General features: G+C 56.8%; 17 protein-coding genes. 2 read left to right on the forward strand and 15 right to left on the reverse strand.

All coding sequences use genetic code 11. From position 1 onward, the window contains the following. Positions 1 to 7: 7 nt before the first annotated feature. From ACXUPB_RS19015 to ltnD, 8 genes are all read right to left on the reverse strand, one after another. A complete protein-coding gene (locus ACXUPB_RS19015; RefSeq protein WP_472954037.1) occupies positions 8 to 1,285 on the reverse strand; it encodes a TRAP transporter large permease in 1,278 nt (425 codons plus the stop codon). Further along, positions 1,282 to 1,845: a TRAP transporter small permease gene (locus tag ACXUPB_RS19020; RefSeq protein ID WP_472954039.1), complete on the reverse strand. Its 564-nt coding sequence runs from the start codon at positions 1,843 to 1,845 to the stop codon at positions 1,282 to 1,284. The genes ACXUPB_RS19015 and ACXUPB_RS19020 overlap by 4 nt, the downstream gene beginning before the upstream one ends. A 71-nt stretch (positions 1,846 to 1,916) precedes the next feature. Then, positions 1,917 to 2,930 carry a TRAP transporter substrate-binding protein gene (locus ACXUPB_RS19025; RefSeq protein ID WP_472954041.1) on the reverse strand — a complete coding sequence of 338 codons (1,014 nt, stop codon included), beginning with the start codon at positions 2,928 to 2,930 and terminating at the stop codon, positions 1,917 to 1,919. A gap of 104 nt (positions 2,931 to 3,034) precedes the next feature. After that, on the reverse strand, positions 3,035 to 3,997 hold the full coding sequence (denD, locus tag ACXUPB_RS19030) for a D-erythronate dehydrogenase (RefSeq protein WP_472954043.1): 963 nt from the start codon (positions 3,995 to 3,997) through the stop codon (positions 3,035 to 3,037). Between the two features lie 67 nt (positions 3,998 to 4,064). Then, complete coding sequence (gene otnI / locus ACXUPB_RS19035; RefSeq protein ID WP_472954045.1) at positions 4,065 to 4,862, reverse strand: 2-oxo-tetronate isomerase; 798 nt, start codon at positions 4,860 to 4,862, stop codon at positions 4,065 to 4,067. 43 nt (positions 4,863 to 4,905) lie between these two features. Next, positions 4,906 to 5,565 (reverse strand): 3-oxo-tetronate 4-phosphate decarboxylase, encoded by a 660-nt coding sequence (gene otnC / locus ACXUPB_RS19040; protein ID WP_472954047.1) that lies wholly within the window; start codon positions 5,563 to 5,565, stop codon positions 4,906 to 4,908. Continuing rightward, on the reverse strand, positions 5,562 to 6,860 hold the full coding sequence (otnK, locus tag ACXUPB_RS19045; protein ID WP_472954049.1) for a 3-oxo-tetronate kinase: 1,299 nt from the start codon (positions 6,858 to 6,860) through the stop codon (positions 5,562 to 5,564). Before otnK ends, otnC begins: the two co-directional genes overlap by 4 nt. Before the next feature lie 5 nt (positions 6,861 to 6,865). Continuing rightward, positions 6,866 to 7,798, reverse strand: coding sequence for an L-threonate dehydrogenase (gene ltnD / locus ACXUPB_RS19050; protein ID WP_472954052.1), 933 nt, complete (start codon positions 7,796 to 7,798; stop codon positions 6,866 to 6,868). Positions 7,799 to 7,952: 154 nt separating this feature from the next. Here ltnD and ACXUPB_RS19055 point away from each other — a divergent pair, with 154 nt between their 5' ends. Next, entirely contained in the window at positions 7,953 to 9,032 is a 1,080-nt protein-coding gene (locus ACXUPB_RS19055; protein ID WP_472954053.1) for a LacI family DNA-binding transcriptional regulator, read from the forward strand. Between the two features lie 13 nt (positions 9,033 to 9,045). Here ACXUPB_RS19055 and ACXUPB_RS19060 read toward each other — a convergent pair whose 3' ends face one another. The 6 genes from ACXUPB_RS19060 to ACXUPB_RS19085 all read right to left on the reverse strand — a co-directional run bounded on the left by ACXUPB_RS19060 (position 9,046) and on the right by ACXUPB_RS19085 (position 14,925). After that, positions 9,046 to 10,446, reverse strand: a complete 1,401-nt coding sequence (locus ACXUPB_RS19060; protein WP_472954055.1) for an amidase — start codon at positions 10,444 to 10,446, stop codon at positions 9,046 to 9,048. Positions 10,447 to 10,466: 20 nt separating this feature from the next. Continuing rightward, positions 10,467 to 10,934, reverse strand: coding sequence for a RidA family protein (locus tag ACXUPB_RS19065; RefSeq protein WP_035560744.1), 468 nt, complete (start codon positions 10,932 to 10,934; stop codon positions 10,467 to 10,469). Between the two features lie 40 nt (positions 10,935 to 10,974). Beyond that, complete coding sequence (locus ACXUPB_RS19070) at positions 10,975 to 12,249, reverse strand: TRAP transporter large permease (RefSeq protein WP_035560741.1); 1,275 nt, start codon at positions 12,247 to 12,249, stop codon at positions 10,975 to 10,977. Positions 12,250 to 12,264: 15 nt separating this feature from the next. After that, on the reverse strand, positions 12,265 to 12,786 hold the full coding sequence (locus ACXUPB_RS19075; protein WP_472954058.1) for a TRAP transporter small permease: 522 nt from the start codon (positions 12,784 to 12,786) through the stop codon (positions 12,265 to 12,267). A gap of 62 nt (positions 12,787 to 12,848) precedes the next feature. Further along, positions 12,849 to 13,850 carry a TRAP transporter substrate-binding protein gene (locus ACXUPB_RS19080; protein WP_035560735.1) on the reverse strand — a complete coding sequence of 334 codons (1,002 nt, stop codon included), beginning with the start codon at positions 13,848 to 13,850 and terminating at the stop codon, positions 12,849 to 12,851. 79 nt (positions 13,851 to 13,929) lie between these two features. Further along, the gene (locus tag ACXUPB_RS19085; protein WP_035560732.1) at positions 13,930 to 14,925 is read right to left on the reverse strand and encodes an asparaginase; all 996 of its coding nucleotides are present in this window, start codon (positions 14,923 to 14,925) and stop codon (positions 13,930 to 13,932) included. Positions 14,926 to 15,201: 276 nt separating this feature from the next. Between ACXUPB_RS19085 and ACXUPB_RS19090 the strand changes: the two genes are divergently transcribed. Then, complete coding sequence (locus ACXUPB_RS19090) at positions 15,202 to 15,900, forward strand: FadR/GntR family transcriptional regulator (RefSeq protein WP_235272493.1); 699 nt, start codon at positions 15,202 to 15,204, stop codon at positions 15,898 to 15,900. Between the two features lie 37 nt (positions 15,901 to 15,937). Here the strand turns inward: ACXUPB_RS19090 and ACXUPB_RS19095 are convergent, their stop codons facing one another. Next, on the reverse strand, positions 15,938 to 16,831 hold the full coding sequence (locus ACXUPB_RS19095; protein ID WP_035560727.1) for a LysR substrate-binding domain-containing protein: 894 nt from the start codon (positions 16,829 to 16,831) through the stop codon (positions 15,938 to 15,940). Positions 16,832 to 16,970: the final 139 nt, after the last annotated feature.

The raw sequence follows: 16,970 nt of genomic DNA on the forward strand, positions 1-16,970 counted from the left end.
CGACTGACTAACCATAGAAGATGTTCACCAACCCCATGGAAATCCACGGCATATAGGTAATGGCCATCAGGCAGGCCAGCACCACCAGCACAAAACGCACTAGCCAAGGCAGCATCTGATCGATCGAAATTTTGGCGACCGCACAGGCAGCAAACAGGTTCACGCCCAGCGGTGGCGTGATCATGCCAAGGGCCAGGTTAACCACCATGACCAGGCCAAAATGAACGGGATGAATACCGAACTGAATAGCGATCGGCGTCAAGATCGGCGCCAGCACTAAAATAGCGGCAGAGGTTTCAATAAACATACCGACGATCAGCAGCAAGGCATTGACCACCAGCAGAAACATCAGCGGGTCATTGATGGTGTTGGTGACAAGAGTGGCAATCTGCGCAGGCAGCCCCGTTCGGCTAAGCAGAAAGCTAAAGAGCGAGGCGGCGGCAATAATCAGCATGACGGCAGCGGTAGAGACAACGCTCTGGCGCATAATCGGCCAAAGGTCGTCGACCTTCAGTTCACGGTAGTAGAAACCACCCACGATCAGCGCAAAAAACACGGCCACGGCGGAGGCTTCCGTCGGGGTAAATACCCCACCGTAGATACCGCCAATTACGACCACCGGCATCAGCATCGCGACCCAGGCACGCTTCACCGAGATCATAAAGCCGGTGCTGTCTTTATAGTCCTCCTTTCCGTAGCCCCGCACCTTGCAGAACAGGTAGAGAAAGAGGATCAGCGCGCTGCCAATCAGTATGCCGGGACCGATGCCCGCCAGAAATAGCTGCCCGATAGAGGTATCGGTACTCACGCCGTAAAGGATCAATGGGATCGAGGGTGGGATCAGCACCCCAAGCTCTGCTGATGAGGCCTGTATGGAGGCAGCCAGCGGCTTGGGATAACCATGTTTGACCATGGCGGGAATCAAGATAGCCCCGATCGCAAAGGTCGTTGCCACGCTGGAACCGGACACCGCCGCAAACATCATGCAGGTCAGTACGCAGGACATGGCCAGCCCGCCCTGCACCCGGCCAACGATCGATTTTGCCAAGTCGACTAACCGCTGGGATATTCCCCCCGCCGCCATCAAGTTACCGGCGAGGATAAAAAAAGGAATCGCCATTAGCGGAAATTTATCAATGCCGATAAACATCTGCTGTGGCACCAGCAGCAGTGGCAGGCGCGTGAAGAATTCAATGCCGATAATCGAGGCCAGGATAATCGAAATCGCAATCGGCACCCCGAAGGTAAACAGAATAATCAGCGACAGGCCAATAACCATGTTCATGGCTGCACCTCCCGCTCTGGTCGCGGTGCATCCTGGGATGCTTCAGCCTCCGGCACGATCTCGCTATTTTCAGGGCCTACCTTTTCCCGGCCAGCAAGCTGTGCAAGCAGCCTCGCCATCACGGCAACAATGGCAAAGCAGGAGCCCGTCGGAATCGCCGCATACGCCCACGCCATCGAGATATTCATTCCTGACATGGTTTGATTGCTCACCCGCAGGGTCATTTGGATGCCGTAATGGATCAGCACACCAAGCACCAGCAGACAGCACACCACAATGGCGACTTCCAGTAGTGTCAGAAAGCGCGCGGGCACTAGCTTATAAACCACCTCCACTGCCATCATGTAGCCACCCCGAAACGTGGCAGCCGCCGCCAGGAAGACACACCAGATCATTGCCGCTCGGGAAGCCACTTCCGTCCAGGTCGAAGGGGCATTGAAGACAAACCGGGTGAGCACCTGATAAAAACTGAGTGTCACCGAGATCGCCAGCATCGCCACGGCAAGCAGCATAGCGAGCCGGGTTAACTGGTGCTCAAAACGAAGAAAGACCGCTAGCATAAGAAATCACCATGCCAAAGCGGCCTCCGGGATGCCGGAGGCCGACGTGGGGAAGCGCTCGACAGGGTTACTTAACAACCACTGGCTGTTTCCTGAACGCGCTCAAGCATTTCAGTGCCGTATTCCGAGGTAAATATCTCGTAGGCGGGCTGTACCGCTTCCTGGAAGGGGGCAATATCGATATCGGTTTTTACCGTCATGCCATTCTCTTCCAGCAGTGCCACCCCTTCACGCTCTAAGCGCGAAACCTCTTCGCGGGTCGCTTCGGCAGACGCCGCAGCAGCTTCCATAAACCAGCCACGCTCCTCATCACTCAAGCCGTCCAGCAGAATGGGCGACCCCAGCACGATGGCCGGTGAGTAAACGTGGCCTGTTAGCGAGAGGTAGTCCTGCACTTCCCAAAAGTTGGTGGCAACGATGACGGTAATCGGGTTTTCCTGACCATCGACGGTGCCCTGCTGAAGCGCGGTGAACAGCTCAGGGAACGCCATCGGTGTTGGGCGGGCGCCCATCTGACGGAACGCTTCCTGGTGTACCGCGTTCTCCATGGTGCGTACGCGCAGCCCCTCGGCATCTGCGGGCGTGGCGATCTCGCGTTGGCTATTGGTTAGGTGGCGAAAACCATTTTCAGACCACGCCAAACCCACCAAGTCGTGCTCGCCCATTTTTTCCAACAGCTCATCGCCCAGTTCACTATCCAACACGCAGCGAGCCTGGTCGTAGTTCTCAAACAGGAATGGCAGGTCGAGCACATAGCTTTCCGGTACGAAGTTACCCAGCGGGCCAGTGGAAGTAATGACCACATCGACCGTACCGATCTGCAGGCCTTCGATCATCTCCCGCTCGCCGCCCAACGACCCAGAGGTGTGCTCGGTGACCGTGAACTCGCCATCGGATAATCGCTCCAGCGTCTCTTTAAACGCATCAGCACCTACCGAGTAGTGCGAGGTCGAGGAGAGTGTATGGCCCAGGTTCACTTCCGTCGCCGCGTGGGCCTGAAGTGCGATACCTGCCGTGGCGATACCGCTCATCGCGGCCACCAGAACATGGCGCTTGAGTGTTGGTGTCATGTGTTGCTTCGTCATTGTCGTGCCCTCTTTATATTGTTGTGAGGGTGGTCGTTGGGGCAACTTACCCGATCGCGGGGGTCGCCCAGGCAGTTTCCTACCGTTGCGGGTAGGAGAGGAAGTCACGGCTGTTCAGAAACGAACGCATCGATGATCTGCTTGAAGTTGTCATCGCCGACAAAGCCAAGCTGCTTGGCTTTCGTGGTTTCAAACCGGGCGGGCCAACTTGCCACAATGGCTTCAATGCGTGGGTCGGGTTCATGACGTACCAGTGAAAGCGCTTTTTCTCCCGCGACGTCACCCAGCGCTTCCAGCATTTGGGCCACCGTGACGGTGATGCCCGGCAGCATAAAGGCTCTAAAAGGCGCCAGCGCCTCACTTGGCACCTCAGCACCATGGATTAGCGCATCCACCACCTTGCCGGGCGACATCACAAACATCGGAAACTCAACGGGCACCGGGCAAACCGCTTCTTCGCCATTGAGCGGCTCACGCAGAATGCTGGAAGCAAAGCTGGAGGCCGCGGCGTTCGGTCGGCCGGGACGAATCACAATGGTGGGTAGGCGCAGCACTAGGCCGTCGATAAGCCCACGGCGGCTGTAATCGTTGATGAGCAGCTCACACATGGCTTTTTGGGCGCCGTAGGAGTTTTGCGGATTGAGGGCCGTCATATCATCCAGCACTTCCGGCAGCTCACCGCCGTAAGCCGCCACGGAGCTGGCCATTATCAAGCGAGTATCGGTCAGTGACTGCTCCCGGCAGCCTTCCAACAGCGCCCGCGTGGCATCGAAATTAACCCGCATACCGAGTTCCAAATCGGCTTCTGCCGCAGAGCTCACTACCGCCGCCAGGTGATAAATAACGTCAGGGCGTTGCTCCAGTACGCTATCCAGTGCGCCGGACTCGGTAATATCCAGCGCCCTTGATGTCACAGTGACGTTTCCCGCATTAGGCAACGGTGCTTCTATCTGATCAATTAGCGTTAGCCGAGTAATCGGCTGCTGGCGAAGCTCACCTCTAGTCAGCAGCTGCTGCACTAACCGTTGGCCTAGAAAGCCTGCCGCACCGGTAATGGCTATATGCATCGTTTTGCTCCTATGCACTGTTGTTATTGTTTGCGTTTTTCTCGTTTGTTATTTGGCCTGGCGAATATCAGTGAGTGGTTAGCCCCCAAGCTTTGCCCCACCCTAGCCCCGCACGGGTTTCTGCCGTGGGGCGATACTCACAGCCGACCCAACCGGGGTAGCCCAGCGCACTTAATCGCTCAAAAATAGCGGGATAGTGCACTTCTCCAACATTCGGCTCGTGGCGCTCTGGCACACCTGCGACTTGGATATGGCCGATGGCGCTGAACTGGCGTTCAAGGTGGCGAATCAAATCGCCATCCATGATCTGGCAGTGGTAGAGATCAAACTGTAACTTGAGATTTTCCGCCCCCACTTCGTCCAGCACTGCCATGGCTTGCGCTTGGCGAGACAGGAAAAATCCCGGCATATCGCGGGTATTAATGGGTTCGATGAGTACCTCTCGACCGACTTTCGCCGCCTCACCCGCCGCAAAACGCAAATTGCGAATATAGGCCACCTGATGCTCAGCTTTCGTCGCGGCATCGGCACCTTCAGGTAACAGGCCAGCCATGGCATGCACGCGGGGGCAGTTGAGCGCCTCGGCATAACGCAGTGCCTCTACCACCGAGTCACGAAATTCCCCTTCTCGGCCAGGTAGGCTCGCCAGCCCCCGTTCCCCGCCATCCCAATCTCCCGGCGGCAGGTTGAACAGCACCTGTTCCAATTGCGTTTCCTGCAGCGCATGGCGCAACTCTTCCGGGGAAAACGCATAGGGAAATAGATATTCGACACCTTTAAAGCCCGCGTCCGCAGCGGCAGCAAAGCGATCGATAAAGGCGTGCTCGTTAAACAGCATGCTGAGGTTGGCGGCTAATCGAATCATCGTGGTGCTCTTGTTGTTAAGTACGTCATTGTTAAACGCGTCGCTAATCCCGTGGAAAGCGTGCTTCCAGCTCAGCCACCTGCTCCGGCGTCAGCCCCCGAGGGTTCTCGCCTCGCAATAGCAGATAGAGCTTGGCGGTCTCTTCCAGTTCTTCGGTGGCGTACACCGCCGCCTCGAGTTTTTTCCCCGCTACCACCGGGCCGTGGTTGGCCAACAGTACCGCGCTGTGTTGACCCGCTAAGCCCCGCACTGCATCGCCCAGTGCTGGATCGCCGGGGATGTGATACGGCACCAGCGGTAGCTTGCCCACCCGCATCACGTAATAGGCGGTCAGCGGCGGAATGCAGTCGCAGGGATCGACTTCCGGCAAACAGGAGACAGCCACCGAATGGGTGGAGTGTAGATGCACGATAGCGCCGGACTGCGGGCGCTCTTCGTACATGGCCATATGCAAGAACTGCTCTTTGGTGGGCTTATCACCACTGAGCAGTTGGCCGTTGTTATCCAGATGGGAGATGCGCGCCGGGTCTAGTCGCCCCAAGCAGGCATTGGTCGGCGTCATCAGCCAGCCGCCATCGTCTAATCGCACGCTGATATTGCCGCTGGAGCCCATGGTCAGGCCACGATCAAACAGCGATTTGCCCAGGGTGCTGATCTGCTCCCGCAAGCTGTTCTGGGGATGGCGATGCAAGTGTATGCTCATGCCAGCACCTCAAACGCCCGGGTAAAGAAATCGACGCCGCCGAAGTTGCCGGACTTCAGCGCCAGCGACAGCGGTGCTTCACGACCGGCTAGCGGGGCTTGGGTCCAGGGCACGCCGGGGTCGATCTGCTCGCCGATGCGCAGGGTGGTAATGCCCAGCGCCGAGACCACCGCGCCAGAGGTTTCGCCCCCGGCGACCAGTAATCGGCCTACGCCTTCGTTCACCAGCGTGACGGCCAGTTGGCTCAGTGCTTCTTCCACGAGCTGCCCAGCACGCTCGGCCCCTAACGCTTGCTGTGCCGCTGTTACTTTTATTGGGTCTGCCGAGGCGTAAATCAGTACCGGCGCCTGTTCAGATAGCCGCTGCCGAGCAAACGCCAGCGCCTGTGTCTGCTGTTGTTCGCCTTCCGCCAGCGATAAAGGATCCAGGGCAAAGCCGCCGTCAGGGTGCTTGGCCAGAAAATCTGCCACTTGAGCCAACGTGGCCCGTGAGCAGCTGCCGGAGAGTACCAGCGCCCCGCCAGAGGCAGGCGCTAAACGCCCCGGCTCCGTGATGGTGGCTAACCAGCCCTGAGCACGGTACTGGGCAGGTAATGCCTGCCCCAGGCCAGAACCACCGGTGACTAAAGGCAGTAAAACCGTAGCTTCGGCCAGCACGTCCAGATCCTGCTCATCTAAAGAGTCGCAGATCACATGACGCACACCTTGCTCCGCCAGTGCGGATAAGTGAGCGCGGGTGGCCTCCGCGCCTTGGGCCAGTACCATCCGGTTGGCCAAGCCCACCGGGTGCGGCGTTTGGCGGGAGAGCACTCGCACTAAATCCGCATCCTGCATTGGGTTCAGCGGATGGTGCTGCATGCCGCTGTCGTTGAGTAAGCGATCACCCACGAACAAGTGGCCCTGATAGACCGTACGGCCATTGATCGGGAAGGCGGGCACCATCACCGTTTGAGGCGCTCCTAACGCTTCCAGCAGCGCATCCGCCACCGGGCCAATATTGCCCTGGTCGGTGGAATCAAAGGTGGAGCAGTACTTGAAGAACAGCTGGCGGGCGCCCTGCTTTTGCAGCCAATCTAACGCAGCGAGGGAATCATTAACTGCTTCCTCTACCGGGCAGGAGCGGGATTTGAGTGCCACCACCACCGCATCAATTTCTTGCAGATCAATCTCCTCCGAAGGCACGCCAATCACCTGCAGGCAGCGCATGCCGCCGCGCACCAGGTTATTAGCAAGGTCAGTGGCCCCGGTAAAGTCGTCGGCGATGGCGCCCAGTACGATGTTCGCTCCCCTTCCCATTTTTATCAGGCTCCCTGAGCGTCGTTGGCGGCTTCCGGTAACGCGATGCCGGAGAGCCGCTGATAAACCTTGATCACCGCTGAATCATCTTCACGGCCAAAGCCTGCACCGCTGGCAGCGGTAAACTGTTGCAGTGCACTGGACGCCACCGGCGTTGCCAACGCTAGCTCGCGGCCGGTTTGGTGCACGATATTGAGATCCTTGACGAAGATATCCACCGCCGAAAGCGGCGTGTAGTCACCACTCAGGATATGCGGCACGCGGTTTTCGAACATCCAGGAGTTGCCCGCCGAGTGGGTAATAACGTCATAAATAACCTCGGGGTCGAGTCCCATGCGAATCCCCAGAGCCATGGCTTCAGCGGCGGTGGCAATATGTACACCTGCTAACAATTGGTTGACTAACTTCATGCTGGAGCCGACCCCAGGTGCATCACCCAGCTGATAAACTTTAGCGGCCATGGCATCAAGTGCTGGCTGGGCAAAGCTGAACGCCTCAGGTGTACCGGACGCCATGACCGAGAGTTCGCCGCTTTTGGCTTTCGCCGCGCCGCCGCTAATCGGCGCATCCAGCATCATTAAACCCTGCGCCGACAAGCGCTCACCCAATTGCTTGGCTTGACTGGGCGCCACCGTGGCACACTGCATAATCAGGCTTCCCGGTGCCAATTGGCTGGCCACGCCCTGCTCTCCGAACAACACCTGCTCAACCTGAAGGTCGTTAACCACAACCACCAACACAATGTGGCAGTGAGCAAGCTCAGAAGGAGTGGCAACACTGCGGCCCCCTGCCGCCACGAAGTCATCGCGCGCCTCTGTAGAAATATCGCAGCCCGTGACGTTAAGCCCGTGTTGGAGCAATACGCTAGCAGTGCCCATGCCCATGGCACCCAGGCCAATAACGCCTACTTGAAGTGATAGTTGATCGTGTTGACTCACCTGCCGACACCTCGCTTTGTTGAAAGTGTTGTTTTTGTTGCTATCGTCGCGGTGTTATTAAAAGCGCCATGGTAGCGCTGTCATGATAGCGCTACCATTTGTTTTAGATTATTCTCTGCGTAACGACAAGCTGAACATTAGGGCCGTGCGACCAATGTCTAAAGACTCACCTAACGCTGACTCGCGCGCCAAAAATGTGACAACGCCTGCCCTACCTAACAACGCTAGGCAGCGACGAAGCTCAGACCAAGTCACGCTCAGCCAAGTGGCACAAGCGGCAGGGGTATCGCCGATTACAGCATCGCGAGCACTGAACTATCCCGATAAAGTTAGCGATAGCGCAAGGCGAAGCGTTCTTAAGGCCGTGGAGAACTTGGGGTACGTACCCAACTTGGTTGCCGGTAGTCTGGCCTCTTCCCGTTCACGGCTGATTGCGGTGATCGTGCCGTCACTGATCAATAGCGTGTTTGTGGAGGTCATCAAGGGGCTGCAGGAAACGCTGGAAGCCGAGGGTTATCAGATACTGCTGGGTAACACCGACTACGATCTAGACCGTGAGTATCAGTTGGTGCGCACGTTTTTAGGCTGGTCATGCTCTGCACTGGTCACCGCTGGGCTGCGCCATAACTCGGCGTGCCATACGTTGCTGGCGAACTGGGATCACCCCATCATGGAAGTCATGGAACTGGGGCAGGGCATGGATCTTAACGTCGGGCTGGATCACGTGGCCGCCGGCCGCTGTATGGCTACCCATCTGACCGACAAAGGCTACCGCCATATTGTTTATGTGGGCGCACGGCTAGCTCAGGACTACCGCGCCAGCATGCGTTTTGATGGACATAAAGCGGTGCTAAAGGAGAAAGGGATCGACGCCCCACTACTGGAACTAGACACCCTGGGCAGCCTGCAAGCGGGCGCGGAAGGGCTGGCCCAAGTGCTCGCGCAACATCCTCACACCCAGGCCATTCACTTTGCCAACGACGACTTGGCGGCAGGCGCCCTGCTGGCTGCTCAGCGCCAAGGACTTCACGTACCGGGGGATATCGCCATTGCCGGGTTTAACGGCCTGCCGCTTGGCCAACATGTAACCCCTCAGCTCACCACTATTCTCTCCCCCAGAGAGGAGATGGGCCGCTTAGCTGCCAAAGAACTCATTCGGCGGCTAAGCGGTAAAAACGTCTACCGCCGCCAGCACGATGTGGGGTTTACACTGCAAATTGGCGGCAGTACTTAGGCCACCTCAGCGTTCACACCGCTGGCGGTTGACCAAGAATTTCCAAGCCTGATCCCAGTTCGTTTTCAATCGCCTGACCGATTGCCAGCAGTTTGGCGTCTTGCCACGGCCCGGCCAGCACTTGCAGTCCTACAGGCATGCCTGCAGCATCTTTTCCCACCGGCAACGTCAAGGCACACAGACCAAGGAAATTAGCGATCACCGTGTTGCGCAGGGCGTGCATGTTGGCTTTGGGATAGGCGCCTTCTGGCTCAAGACTTTCGATAGTGGGCGGGGTAATCGCCACCGTAGGCGTCAGCACCGCATCTACATCGGCCATGCGAGCGGCGGCCGATTGATAGAGCGAGTCCAAAATCGTGCGACGACGTACATACTCCCAGGCGGGCATGTCATCTGCCGCTTTGACGCGGGCGGCGACGTTAGGATCCAGGGAGTCAATCATCTCGGGCAGTTCAGTTTTTAGAAACGCTGCCAATTCCGGCGCAGCCACCCCGCCCAGTTTGAAGAGTTCGTACGCTTCGCCGATGCCGGGTAATTCTAAGGTGATGATTCGCGCCCCAGCGGCTTCCAACTGCTTTATGGCAGCGCGTACCGTTTCCGCGATCCCTGGACTGCAGTCGTCCCAGAAAAACGTTTCTGGCACCCCAAAGGTCAAACCGGCAAGCGTTGGTGTTGCGGGTACTCGGTCGTCCTGACCGCAAAGGCCTCCATCCAATGCATCGAACGCAAAGGCAAGATCATCGACCAGCCGCGCCAGTAACCCTGGGGTATCCAGCGTGCTTGAAAGCGGCACAATCTGCTCGGTCGACCAGCGCCCGGCGGTAGTTTTCAATCCCGCGACGCCGGTCATTGAGGCAGGAATGCGCACTGAACCGGCAGTGTCGGTGCCCAACGCTAAGCTTGCCGTGCCGCCCACTAGCGAAACACCCGCCCCGGAACTTGAGCCACCAGGCGTACGGTGCTGATTTATATCCCACGGGTTACGCGGCGCGCCCCAGTGGGCATTGGTGCCCAAACCGCCAAAGGCAAACTCAACGGAGTGGGTTTTACCCATCACAGAAGGCAGCTGTTGCAACAGCGCGCTCACCACCGGGCCGGGCCGCTCCCAGCGTTTAGGTAGCCGCTGAGAAGAGCCCGCATAGGTGGGCAGCCCCGTCACGGCATAGATATCCTTGATCGATATCGCCATGCCCATGAGCGCCCCCGCATCACCGCCCTGAGCGAGCACCGCATCGGCCGCTTTTGCCATTGCCAGTGCCTGCTCGCCGTTCCAGGTGAGGTAGGCATGATCGCTCTTACCGCGTTGTTGGTACGCCGCTATAGATGCCTCAGCAAGCTCGGTCGCGGTGAGGGTGCCTGCACGTAAGCGTGCGCGCTGCTCACGTAAAGGTAGAAAAATGGGTGAATCCTGCATCGTGTACTCCCTCTGGGTGCTTAGCGCACTTCAAAAATCGCTTCGACTTCCACCGCCGCATTGCCGGGCAGTGTCGCTACCCCGATGGCGGTTCTAGCGTGACGCCCTGCATCGCCAAATAGCGCGACAAAAAGCTCGGATGCCCCGTTGATCACCAGCGGCACATCGTGAAAGCCCGGCGCCACATTGACGAAACCATTCATGCGCACGCAGCGCACCACGCGGGAGAAGTCGCCATCGACAGCATCGCTCAATTCAGCCAAGAGGTTCAAAGCGCACGCCTGGGCCGCTAGTTTTCCGGTTTCAAGATCGAACTCACCGCCCACCTTGCCAGGATAGAGAACATCACCGTCACGCTCACAGATCTGGCCCGCTAAAAACAATTGGTTGCCCAACCGGGACCAGGGCAGAAACAGGCCGCGCGGTGTTGGAATCGCCGGTAACGTAAGGCCCTGCCCTGCCACCGCTTGTTCAATCGTTTTGCTCATGGTTCGTTGTCCTTATTGATTAACGTATTCAAGCAATTAATTAATAAATCAGCGAGGGCAGCCAAGTGCTTAGCCATGGAACGTAAGTAATAATAATCAGCGCGATCAGCATCAAACCAATCAGCGGCAGGCAGGCCTTAAACACTTCCTGCAGCGACATCTTGGATATCGCCATGGCGACGAACAGGTTCAACCCGACCGGCGGCGTAATCATCCCCACCGAGAAGTTAATCAGCGTGATCACCCCAAAATGCACCGGATCCACGCCCACCTGGGCTGCAATCGGCTGCAGCAACGGCGAGAGCACAATGATGGCCGAGGCGCTATCAAGGAAGAAGCCAGCAACGATCATCACGACATTAAACAGCGCCATGACCTGAAACGGATCGTCTGTCCACGACAGCACCTCGCCTGCCAACTGGCTGGGCGTACCGGTAATCGCAAGCAGCCAAGAGAAAGCAGAGGCACCCGCTGTAATCAGCAGCAGTGTCGCGGAAATCAAACCAGAGCTTCTTAACGTTCCCACCAGTTCCATTACGTTAATGGTGCGATAGACCACCATGCCGACAAACAAACCATATACGCAGGCCACCGCCGCCGATTCGGTCGGGGTAAAGACACCACTGTAGATCCCCCCCAGCAGAATCACCGGCAGCCCAAGGCCCCAGGCAGCATCTTTAAAGGCGACTAAAATTTGCCGCAGCGAAGGGAAAGGGGCACGCTCATAGCCTTTGATGCTGCTAAAGACGATGCAGTAGGCGATGAGAATCGAGGCAATCACAATGGCGGGTAGCAGGCCCGCTGCAAATAGCCGCCCTACCGAAGTACCGGTCACTGAGCCGTAGATAATCAACGCAATGCTCGGTGGCACGATTGGCCCCAAGGTTCCGGCGGTGGCGATCAGCCCAATCGCAAAGCGTTTATCGTAGCCAGCAGCGACAAGTGCGGGGAACATGATCGAGCCAATCGCCACCACCGTGGCCGGGCTTGAACCGGAAATAGCCCCAAAGAAGAGACAAGACAGCACCGTGGCCGCTGCCAAGCCGCCTGGCACCCACCCTACCAGCGCCTTGGCAAGATTGATCAACCGGTCGGAAAGCCCGCCAATCCGCATCAGCTCCGCCGCCAGAATAAAGAACGGAATCGCCATCAGCGAAAAGTTGTTCATGCCGGTAAACATGCGCATCGGCACGATGACCGGATTGGTGGCGCCAAAGAATTCAATGGCAAGAAACACCGCCAGTGCCAAGGAAGCAAAGATGGGCAGCCCGAGCAGCAGCACGGCAAAGAAGATCGGTAATAATGCTGTAATCATGGTCGCTCTCCAGGGTTAAATGAGCTTATCCGAACCGGCTACAAGCTCTTCGGAGAGTCCTACCGGAGGCTTTTTCCAGACTTCAGTGATGACCCATAGATAACGCAGAACCAGTAGCACACCGGATACGCCAATCGGCAGATAGAACCATGCCATCGGCAGGCGAAGTGCAGCGGTTAATTGCCCGCGATCCAGCGTGCTGAAATAGAGCACAAAGCCGTAATAGGTCATAAAGCCAGCGAACACGATACCGTTCAGTGCTGCGATCATGTGCAGCCAGCGGTTCACAGCGGGCGAGGCAATGGCATTCAGCACATCCACCGAAATATGCGTGCCATGGCGCACCCCCATACTGGCGCCTACAAAACTCATACAGATAATGGAGTAAATAACGACTTCTTCAGCCCAAAATAGCGAACCGCTAAAGCCGTAGCGATACACGACTTGGATGGTAGTGAGGATGGTCGCAATCGACATGAAAACGACCATCGCCACACTTTCCAAGCGATCAAGACATTTGTTGAGCGCTTCGAACATGAGATATCCACACCCTGAAAGGGGTAAGAAGAGAGGAGCCAGGTCTTAGCCGACCCGCTGGATCAATACTCGATACCCACCGCGTCATATACCTTATGCAGCAACTCGGTAGTGACGATTTCTTCATACTCTTCGTGCACCGGCATGCTGGCTTCAATAAAGGCGTCGCGCTGCTCAGGGGTGAGTTCGTTAATCGCTATCTCGTCTTTGATTTCTTCCATGATGGTCTCTTCATCCTGCAGCGTTAGTTCACGAGAGGTGTCTCGACCATTTTCAAAGGCTTCCAGCATGACCGCTTGCAGATCTTCCGGCAGTGAATCCCAGGAATCCTGGTTCATTACCGCCGCATAGGCGTGATAAGCGTGATTGGTCAGCGAGAGATAATCCTGCACTTCATGGAAACGCATGGTGTAGATATTGGCCAGTGGGTTTTCTTGCCCCGACACCACGCCCTGCTGCAGGCCGTTGTATACCTCGGTGAAGGCCATTGCGGTGGCGTTAGCGCCCAGGTTTTCATAGGTGGAGATGATGATCGGCGCCTGCATGGTACGCATGCGGATATTCTCCATATCCTCGGGGTTTTCGATCGGACGGTCGTTATTGGTGATATGACGGAAACCCGCGCCCCAGAAGTTGACGCCATACATGTTATGACCATTCAGAGTGTCGAGGATTTCGCGACCCACTTCACCGTCCAGGGTTTCCACCATGGTGTCGTAATCGGCAATCAAGAACGGCAGATCCAAAATCTGCATGCGCGGCTCAAAGTTGCCCAGCGTAGCCGTGGGCGGAATACCGATATCGACAAGGCCCATTTGAATCTGCTCAATGATTTCAACGTCGCCCCCCACTTGAGCAGCGGGCAGTACGTTAATCTCAATACGACCGTCGGACTTCTCCTCTACCTCCTCTTTAAAGCGCAGCGCCGCTTGGCCGTTCGGCGTTTCTTCAATCAACACGTGGGCGAAGCTGAAGGTATAGTCGGCCGCATGGAGTTGAGCCGCACTTAGAGAAGCGACGGCAATAGCAGCGGAGAGAGTGGCTTTTGTCAGCGTTAGTTTCATGTCCAGCACCTTATTTAGTTATGGTGAATTGCTTTTTTAGTTTCCTGTTACCGCATATTGAGCAAGGTTGAGAGGCCGCTCACGCCATCAAGCGTTCCATCGCATCCCCCAGCGCTTCGCGCGGGGTACTACTCAGCAGCAAGGCAAGGGCAAGCCTTGCCTTGCGTGCGCTGATATCGTTGAGCGCGACCACCCCAGCAGACATTAAATCAGCCAGGCTGCCGCTAAACTCATAGCTGGTGTTCACCGGTCCTTGAACGCAACTACTTACGACCGCGATAGGGACGCCGGCGCTAACCAATGTTCGTATGTCGTTCATCCAGCTAGGTGGCACATGGCCCCGGCCTAAGCCATCGATCACCACCCCCTTCGCCCCACTCTCCACGCAGGCGTTCAGCAGTGTTGGCGAGGCATCCAGATAGGCGGGCAAAAGATCGACCCGAGGCAGCGGGGTAGCCCACCCTTCAATGGCGGGCTCAATCGCGGTTGCCGCGTGATAAAGCTTTAGCCGTTGCCCGTCGATATACCCCAGCGGACCAGCGCCAGGGGCGTCAAACCCATGCAACTGGAAACTGCTCACCTTGCGGGCATGGCGTGCAGCAAACAGTGACTCGTTGAACACCACGACACAGCCAAGCTGACTCAGTTGAGGGCTGGCCGCCGCGACAATGGCATCGCAGATATTTTTAAAGGCGTCGGTACCTAACTGATGAGGCGCCCGTTGGGAACCAGTGATGACACAAGGTTTATCCGCTGGCAGCGTGAGCGATAAAAAATAAGCGGTCTCTTCCAAGGTATCGGTACCGTGGGTGATGACCAGACCGTCCACATCCGCCCGCAACAATGCTTTCCGCCCTTGATAATGGAGTTCAGCAAGATCGGCGAGGGTGACGGCATTGCTGGGTTTCTGCAGGATCGATATCACTTCTAACGTAACGTCGACGCCCTTCGGCAGTGCCACCTGATCCAGCAACTGCTCGCCGCTTAAAGCCCCTGACTGGCTTCGCCCTGAGTCACTGGGCTTGCTGGCAATCGTGCCGCCCGTGGTCAATACCACGATGTGCTTTTTGGTCATTCAGGTTCTCGTGTTTTATATCTTTCTGAACAAACAACAGACATCAGATGTCTGATTTCAGACTAGACTAAAGAACAACCTGTTAGCAAGCCAGACTCACCAACCAATGAAACATAACTATATTTCTTTTAAATATATGCAATCGAATGGCTTAAGCCGCTAGGCTTAGGACATTGATAAAATGCAGAAAACACCGATGAGCCACGCGAGGCCCACATGAGTTTTAAACGCCAGCCCGAGATTAACTCGACCAGTACAACCTCTTTTGGAGATTCGATGGATCGCAGTTCAGTTGCGCTGCAGCTGCTAGAGCGTATTAAAAGCGCCCTAATACGAGGCGATCTTAAGCCAGGGGATTACCTACCCTCAGAAACGGAGCTCACTCACACCCTGGGCATTGGTAAATCCAGTGTGCGCGAAGCCATCAAGATGCTGCAGGCGATAGGGATTGTCGAAGTCAAACGAGGCCAAGGCACCATGATTCGCCGCGAACCCGGCACACCGCTCGTCGATCCAATGGCGTTCGGGATGATCCTGGCGCGAGGTATGACACAGGATGTACTGGAGTTTCGCCGCATGTTTGAACCGGCTTACACCCTTCAAGCAATGAGCGGGGCAACGGCAGAGGATCATCAGCGCATTCAGCAAAGTATCGATGCAATGGAAGAAGCCATACGCTTAGGAGCACAAACATCTCAACATGACATTGCCTTCCATCGCGCCATTCTGCATAGCACCCATAACCCCATGACCATTCGCGTTGGTGAAACCTTACTGCAACTAATTGAAGCCGCGCTGGAAACCTCCATGCGCTCACTGCCGGAAACCGCCTTAAAAGACCACAAAGCGATCTATAAAGCCTTCAAAGCGGGCGATAGCGCAGGCATTCATGCAGCCATTGCCATTAGTAGTGAAAGCTGGGAAACCAATCTAACTTATGAAAGTGACAGCGAATTAAGTGCAGCACCCCGTTAGCCGACTTGGCAACCTCTTCAGATGACATGACGTGGGCTCAACTCTCCCGAAATGCCTCTACCACCCGCTCAGCCAATACCTCGCTGGCATCGCCACTGCCTGCACGCTTCACCAGCGCCACTTGATAATCACCTAGCGGTGGAAGTGAATCGTTATGAAGACGTTTGAGCGGCGGCCGAATCAAGCTTTTTGGGAAGGCCGTCACGGCCAAGTCAGCCAGCATAGCGGCTTCCTGCCCGGCGCAGTGGTCGCAGGAGTAAGCGATCCGGTAATTAATCCCGGCATGATTAAGGGCGTTGAGCGCGATCCTACGCCACGCGCACCCCTGTTGGGCCAAGGTCACCGGCAATGGCGTTCGCTGAACGGCAACCCCATCCTCACGGCCCGCCCATACTAACGGTTCGCTATGGACTACGTCGCCGCGCGCCGCCTGACCAGGCTCTAAGCTCATCACCAGGGCCAGATCCAGCTCCCCCTCGTCCAGCTGGGCGAGCAAATCTTTGCTGCGCCCAACCACCACATCGACCTGCACCGCTGGATGCGAGCGGGCGAACTGAGCTAACACCGTGGGCAGAATTCGCCCTACCACGTCGTCAGTTATCCCCAAACCCACGCGTCCTTCTATGGTGGGGGCTAAAAATTGGGTAACGGCTTCCGCATTGAGTTTAAGCAGTCGCCGTCCATAGCCCAGGAGGACCTCACCTTCGGTAGTCAAACGTACGTAACGTGCCTCGCGCACAAACAGCGTTTGCCCGAGCGTTTCTTCCAGGCGTTTGATCTGCATGCTCAGCGCGGAAGGGGTTCGAAATAGCTGCTGGGCGGCGCGGGTGAAGCTACCGCTCTCCGCAATCGTCACAAAGGTGCGCAGCACCTCGCTATCCAGTAGCGGTAAGGCAGCCCGGCTGGGAGCCATGGTCGACAGTTGGTTCATCACGCCCACCTTTCAGAAAAACTTAACCCTCAGCGTAGTTCTTTTCGTTTGATTGATCCAAGGCTAAGCGCCAAGCTGATAACCAGAGGTCGCGACCCTCCCACTTATTCATCACAGATCACAGCTGCCCAGTTGGCGT

The organism is Vreelandella sp. DA03-1M (genome assembly GCF_055725665.1).

Coding starts and splice junctions, on each gene's coding strand:
- ACXUPB_RS19015 (WP_472954037.1), bottom strand. CDS start 1,285: ATGAACATGGTTATTGGCCTGTCGCTGATTATTCTGTTTACCTTCGGG.
- ACXUPB_RS19020 (WP_472954039.1), bottom strand. CDS start 1,845: ATGCTAGCGGTCTTTCTTCGTTTTGAGCACCAGTTAACCCGGCTCGCT.
- ACXUPB_RS19025 (WP_472954041.1), bottom strand. CDS start 2,930: ATGACGAAGCAACACATGACACCAACACTCAAGCGCCATGTTCTGGTG.
- denD (WP_472954043.1), bottom strand. CDS start 3,997: ATGCATATAGCCATTACCGGTGCGGCAGGCTTTCTAGGCCAACGGTTA.
- otnI (WP_472954045.1), bottom strand. CDS start 4,862: ATGATTCGATTAGCCGCCAACCTCAGCATGCTGTTTAACGAGCACGCC.
- otnC (WP_472954047.1), bottom strand. CDS start 5,565: ATGAGCATACACTTGCATCGCCATCCCCAGAACAGCTTGCGGGAGCAG.
- otnK (WP_472954049.1), bottom strand. CDS start 6,860: ATGGGAAGGGGAGCGAACATCGTACTGGGCGCCATCGCCGACGACTTT.
- ACXUPB_RS19055 (WP_472954053.1), top strand. CDS start 7,953: ATGTCTAAAGACTCACCTAACGCTGACTCGCGCGCCAAAAATGTGACA.
- ACXUPB_RS19060 (WP_472954055.1), bottom strand. CDS start 10,446: ATGCAGGATTCACCCATTTTTCTACCTTTACGTGAGCAGCGCGCACGC.
- ACXUPB_RS19065 (WP_035560744.1), bottom strand. CDS start 10,934: ATGAGCAAAACGATTGAACAAGCGGTGGCAGGGCAGGGCCTTACGTTA.
- ACXUPB_RS19070 (WP_035560741.1), bottom strand. CDS start 12,249: ATGATTACAGCATTATTACCGATCTTCTTTGCCGTGCTGCTGCTCGGG.
- ACXUPB_RS19075 (WP_472954058.1), bottom strand. CDS start 12,786: ATGTTCGAAGCGCTCAACAAATGTCTTGATCGCTTGGAAAGTGTGGCG.
- ACXUPB_RS19080 (WP_035560735.1), bottom strand. CDS start 13,850: ATGAAACTAACGCTGACAAAAGCCACTCTCTCCGCTGCTATTGCCGTC.
- ACXUPB_RS19085 (WP_035560732.1), bottom strand. CDS start 14,925: ATGACCAAAAAGCACATCGTGGTATTGACCACGGGCGGCACGATTGCC.
- ACXUPB_RS19090 (WP_235272493.1), top strand. CDS start 15,202: ATGGATCGCAGTTCAGTTGCGCTGCAGCTGCTAGAGCGTATTAAAAGC.
- ACXUPB_RS19095 (WP_035560727.1), bottom strand. CDS start 16,831: ATGAACCAACTGTCGACCATGGCTCCCAGCCGGGCTGCCTTACCGCTA.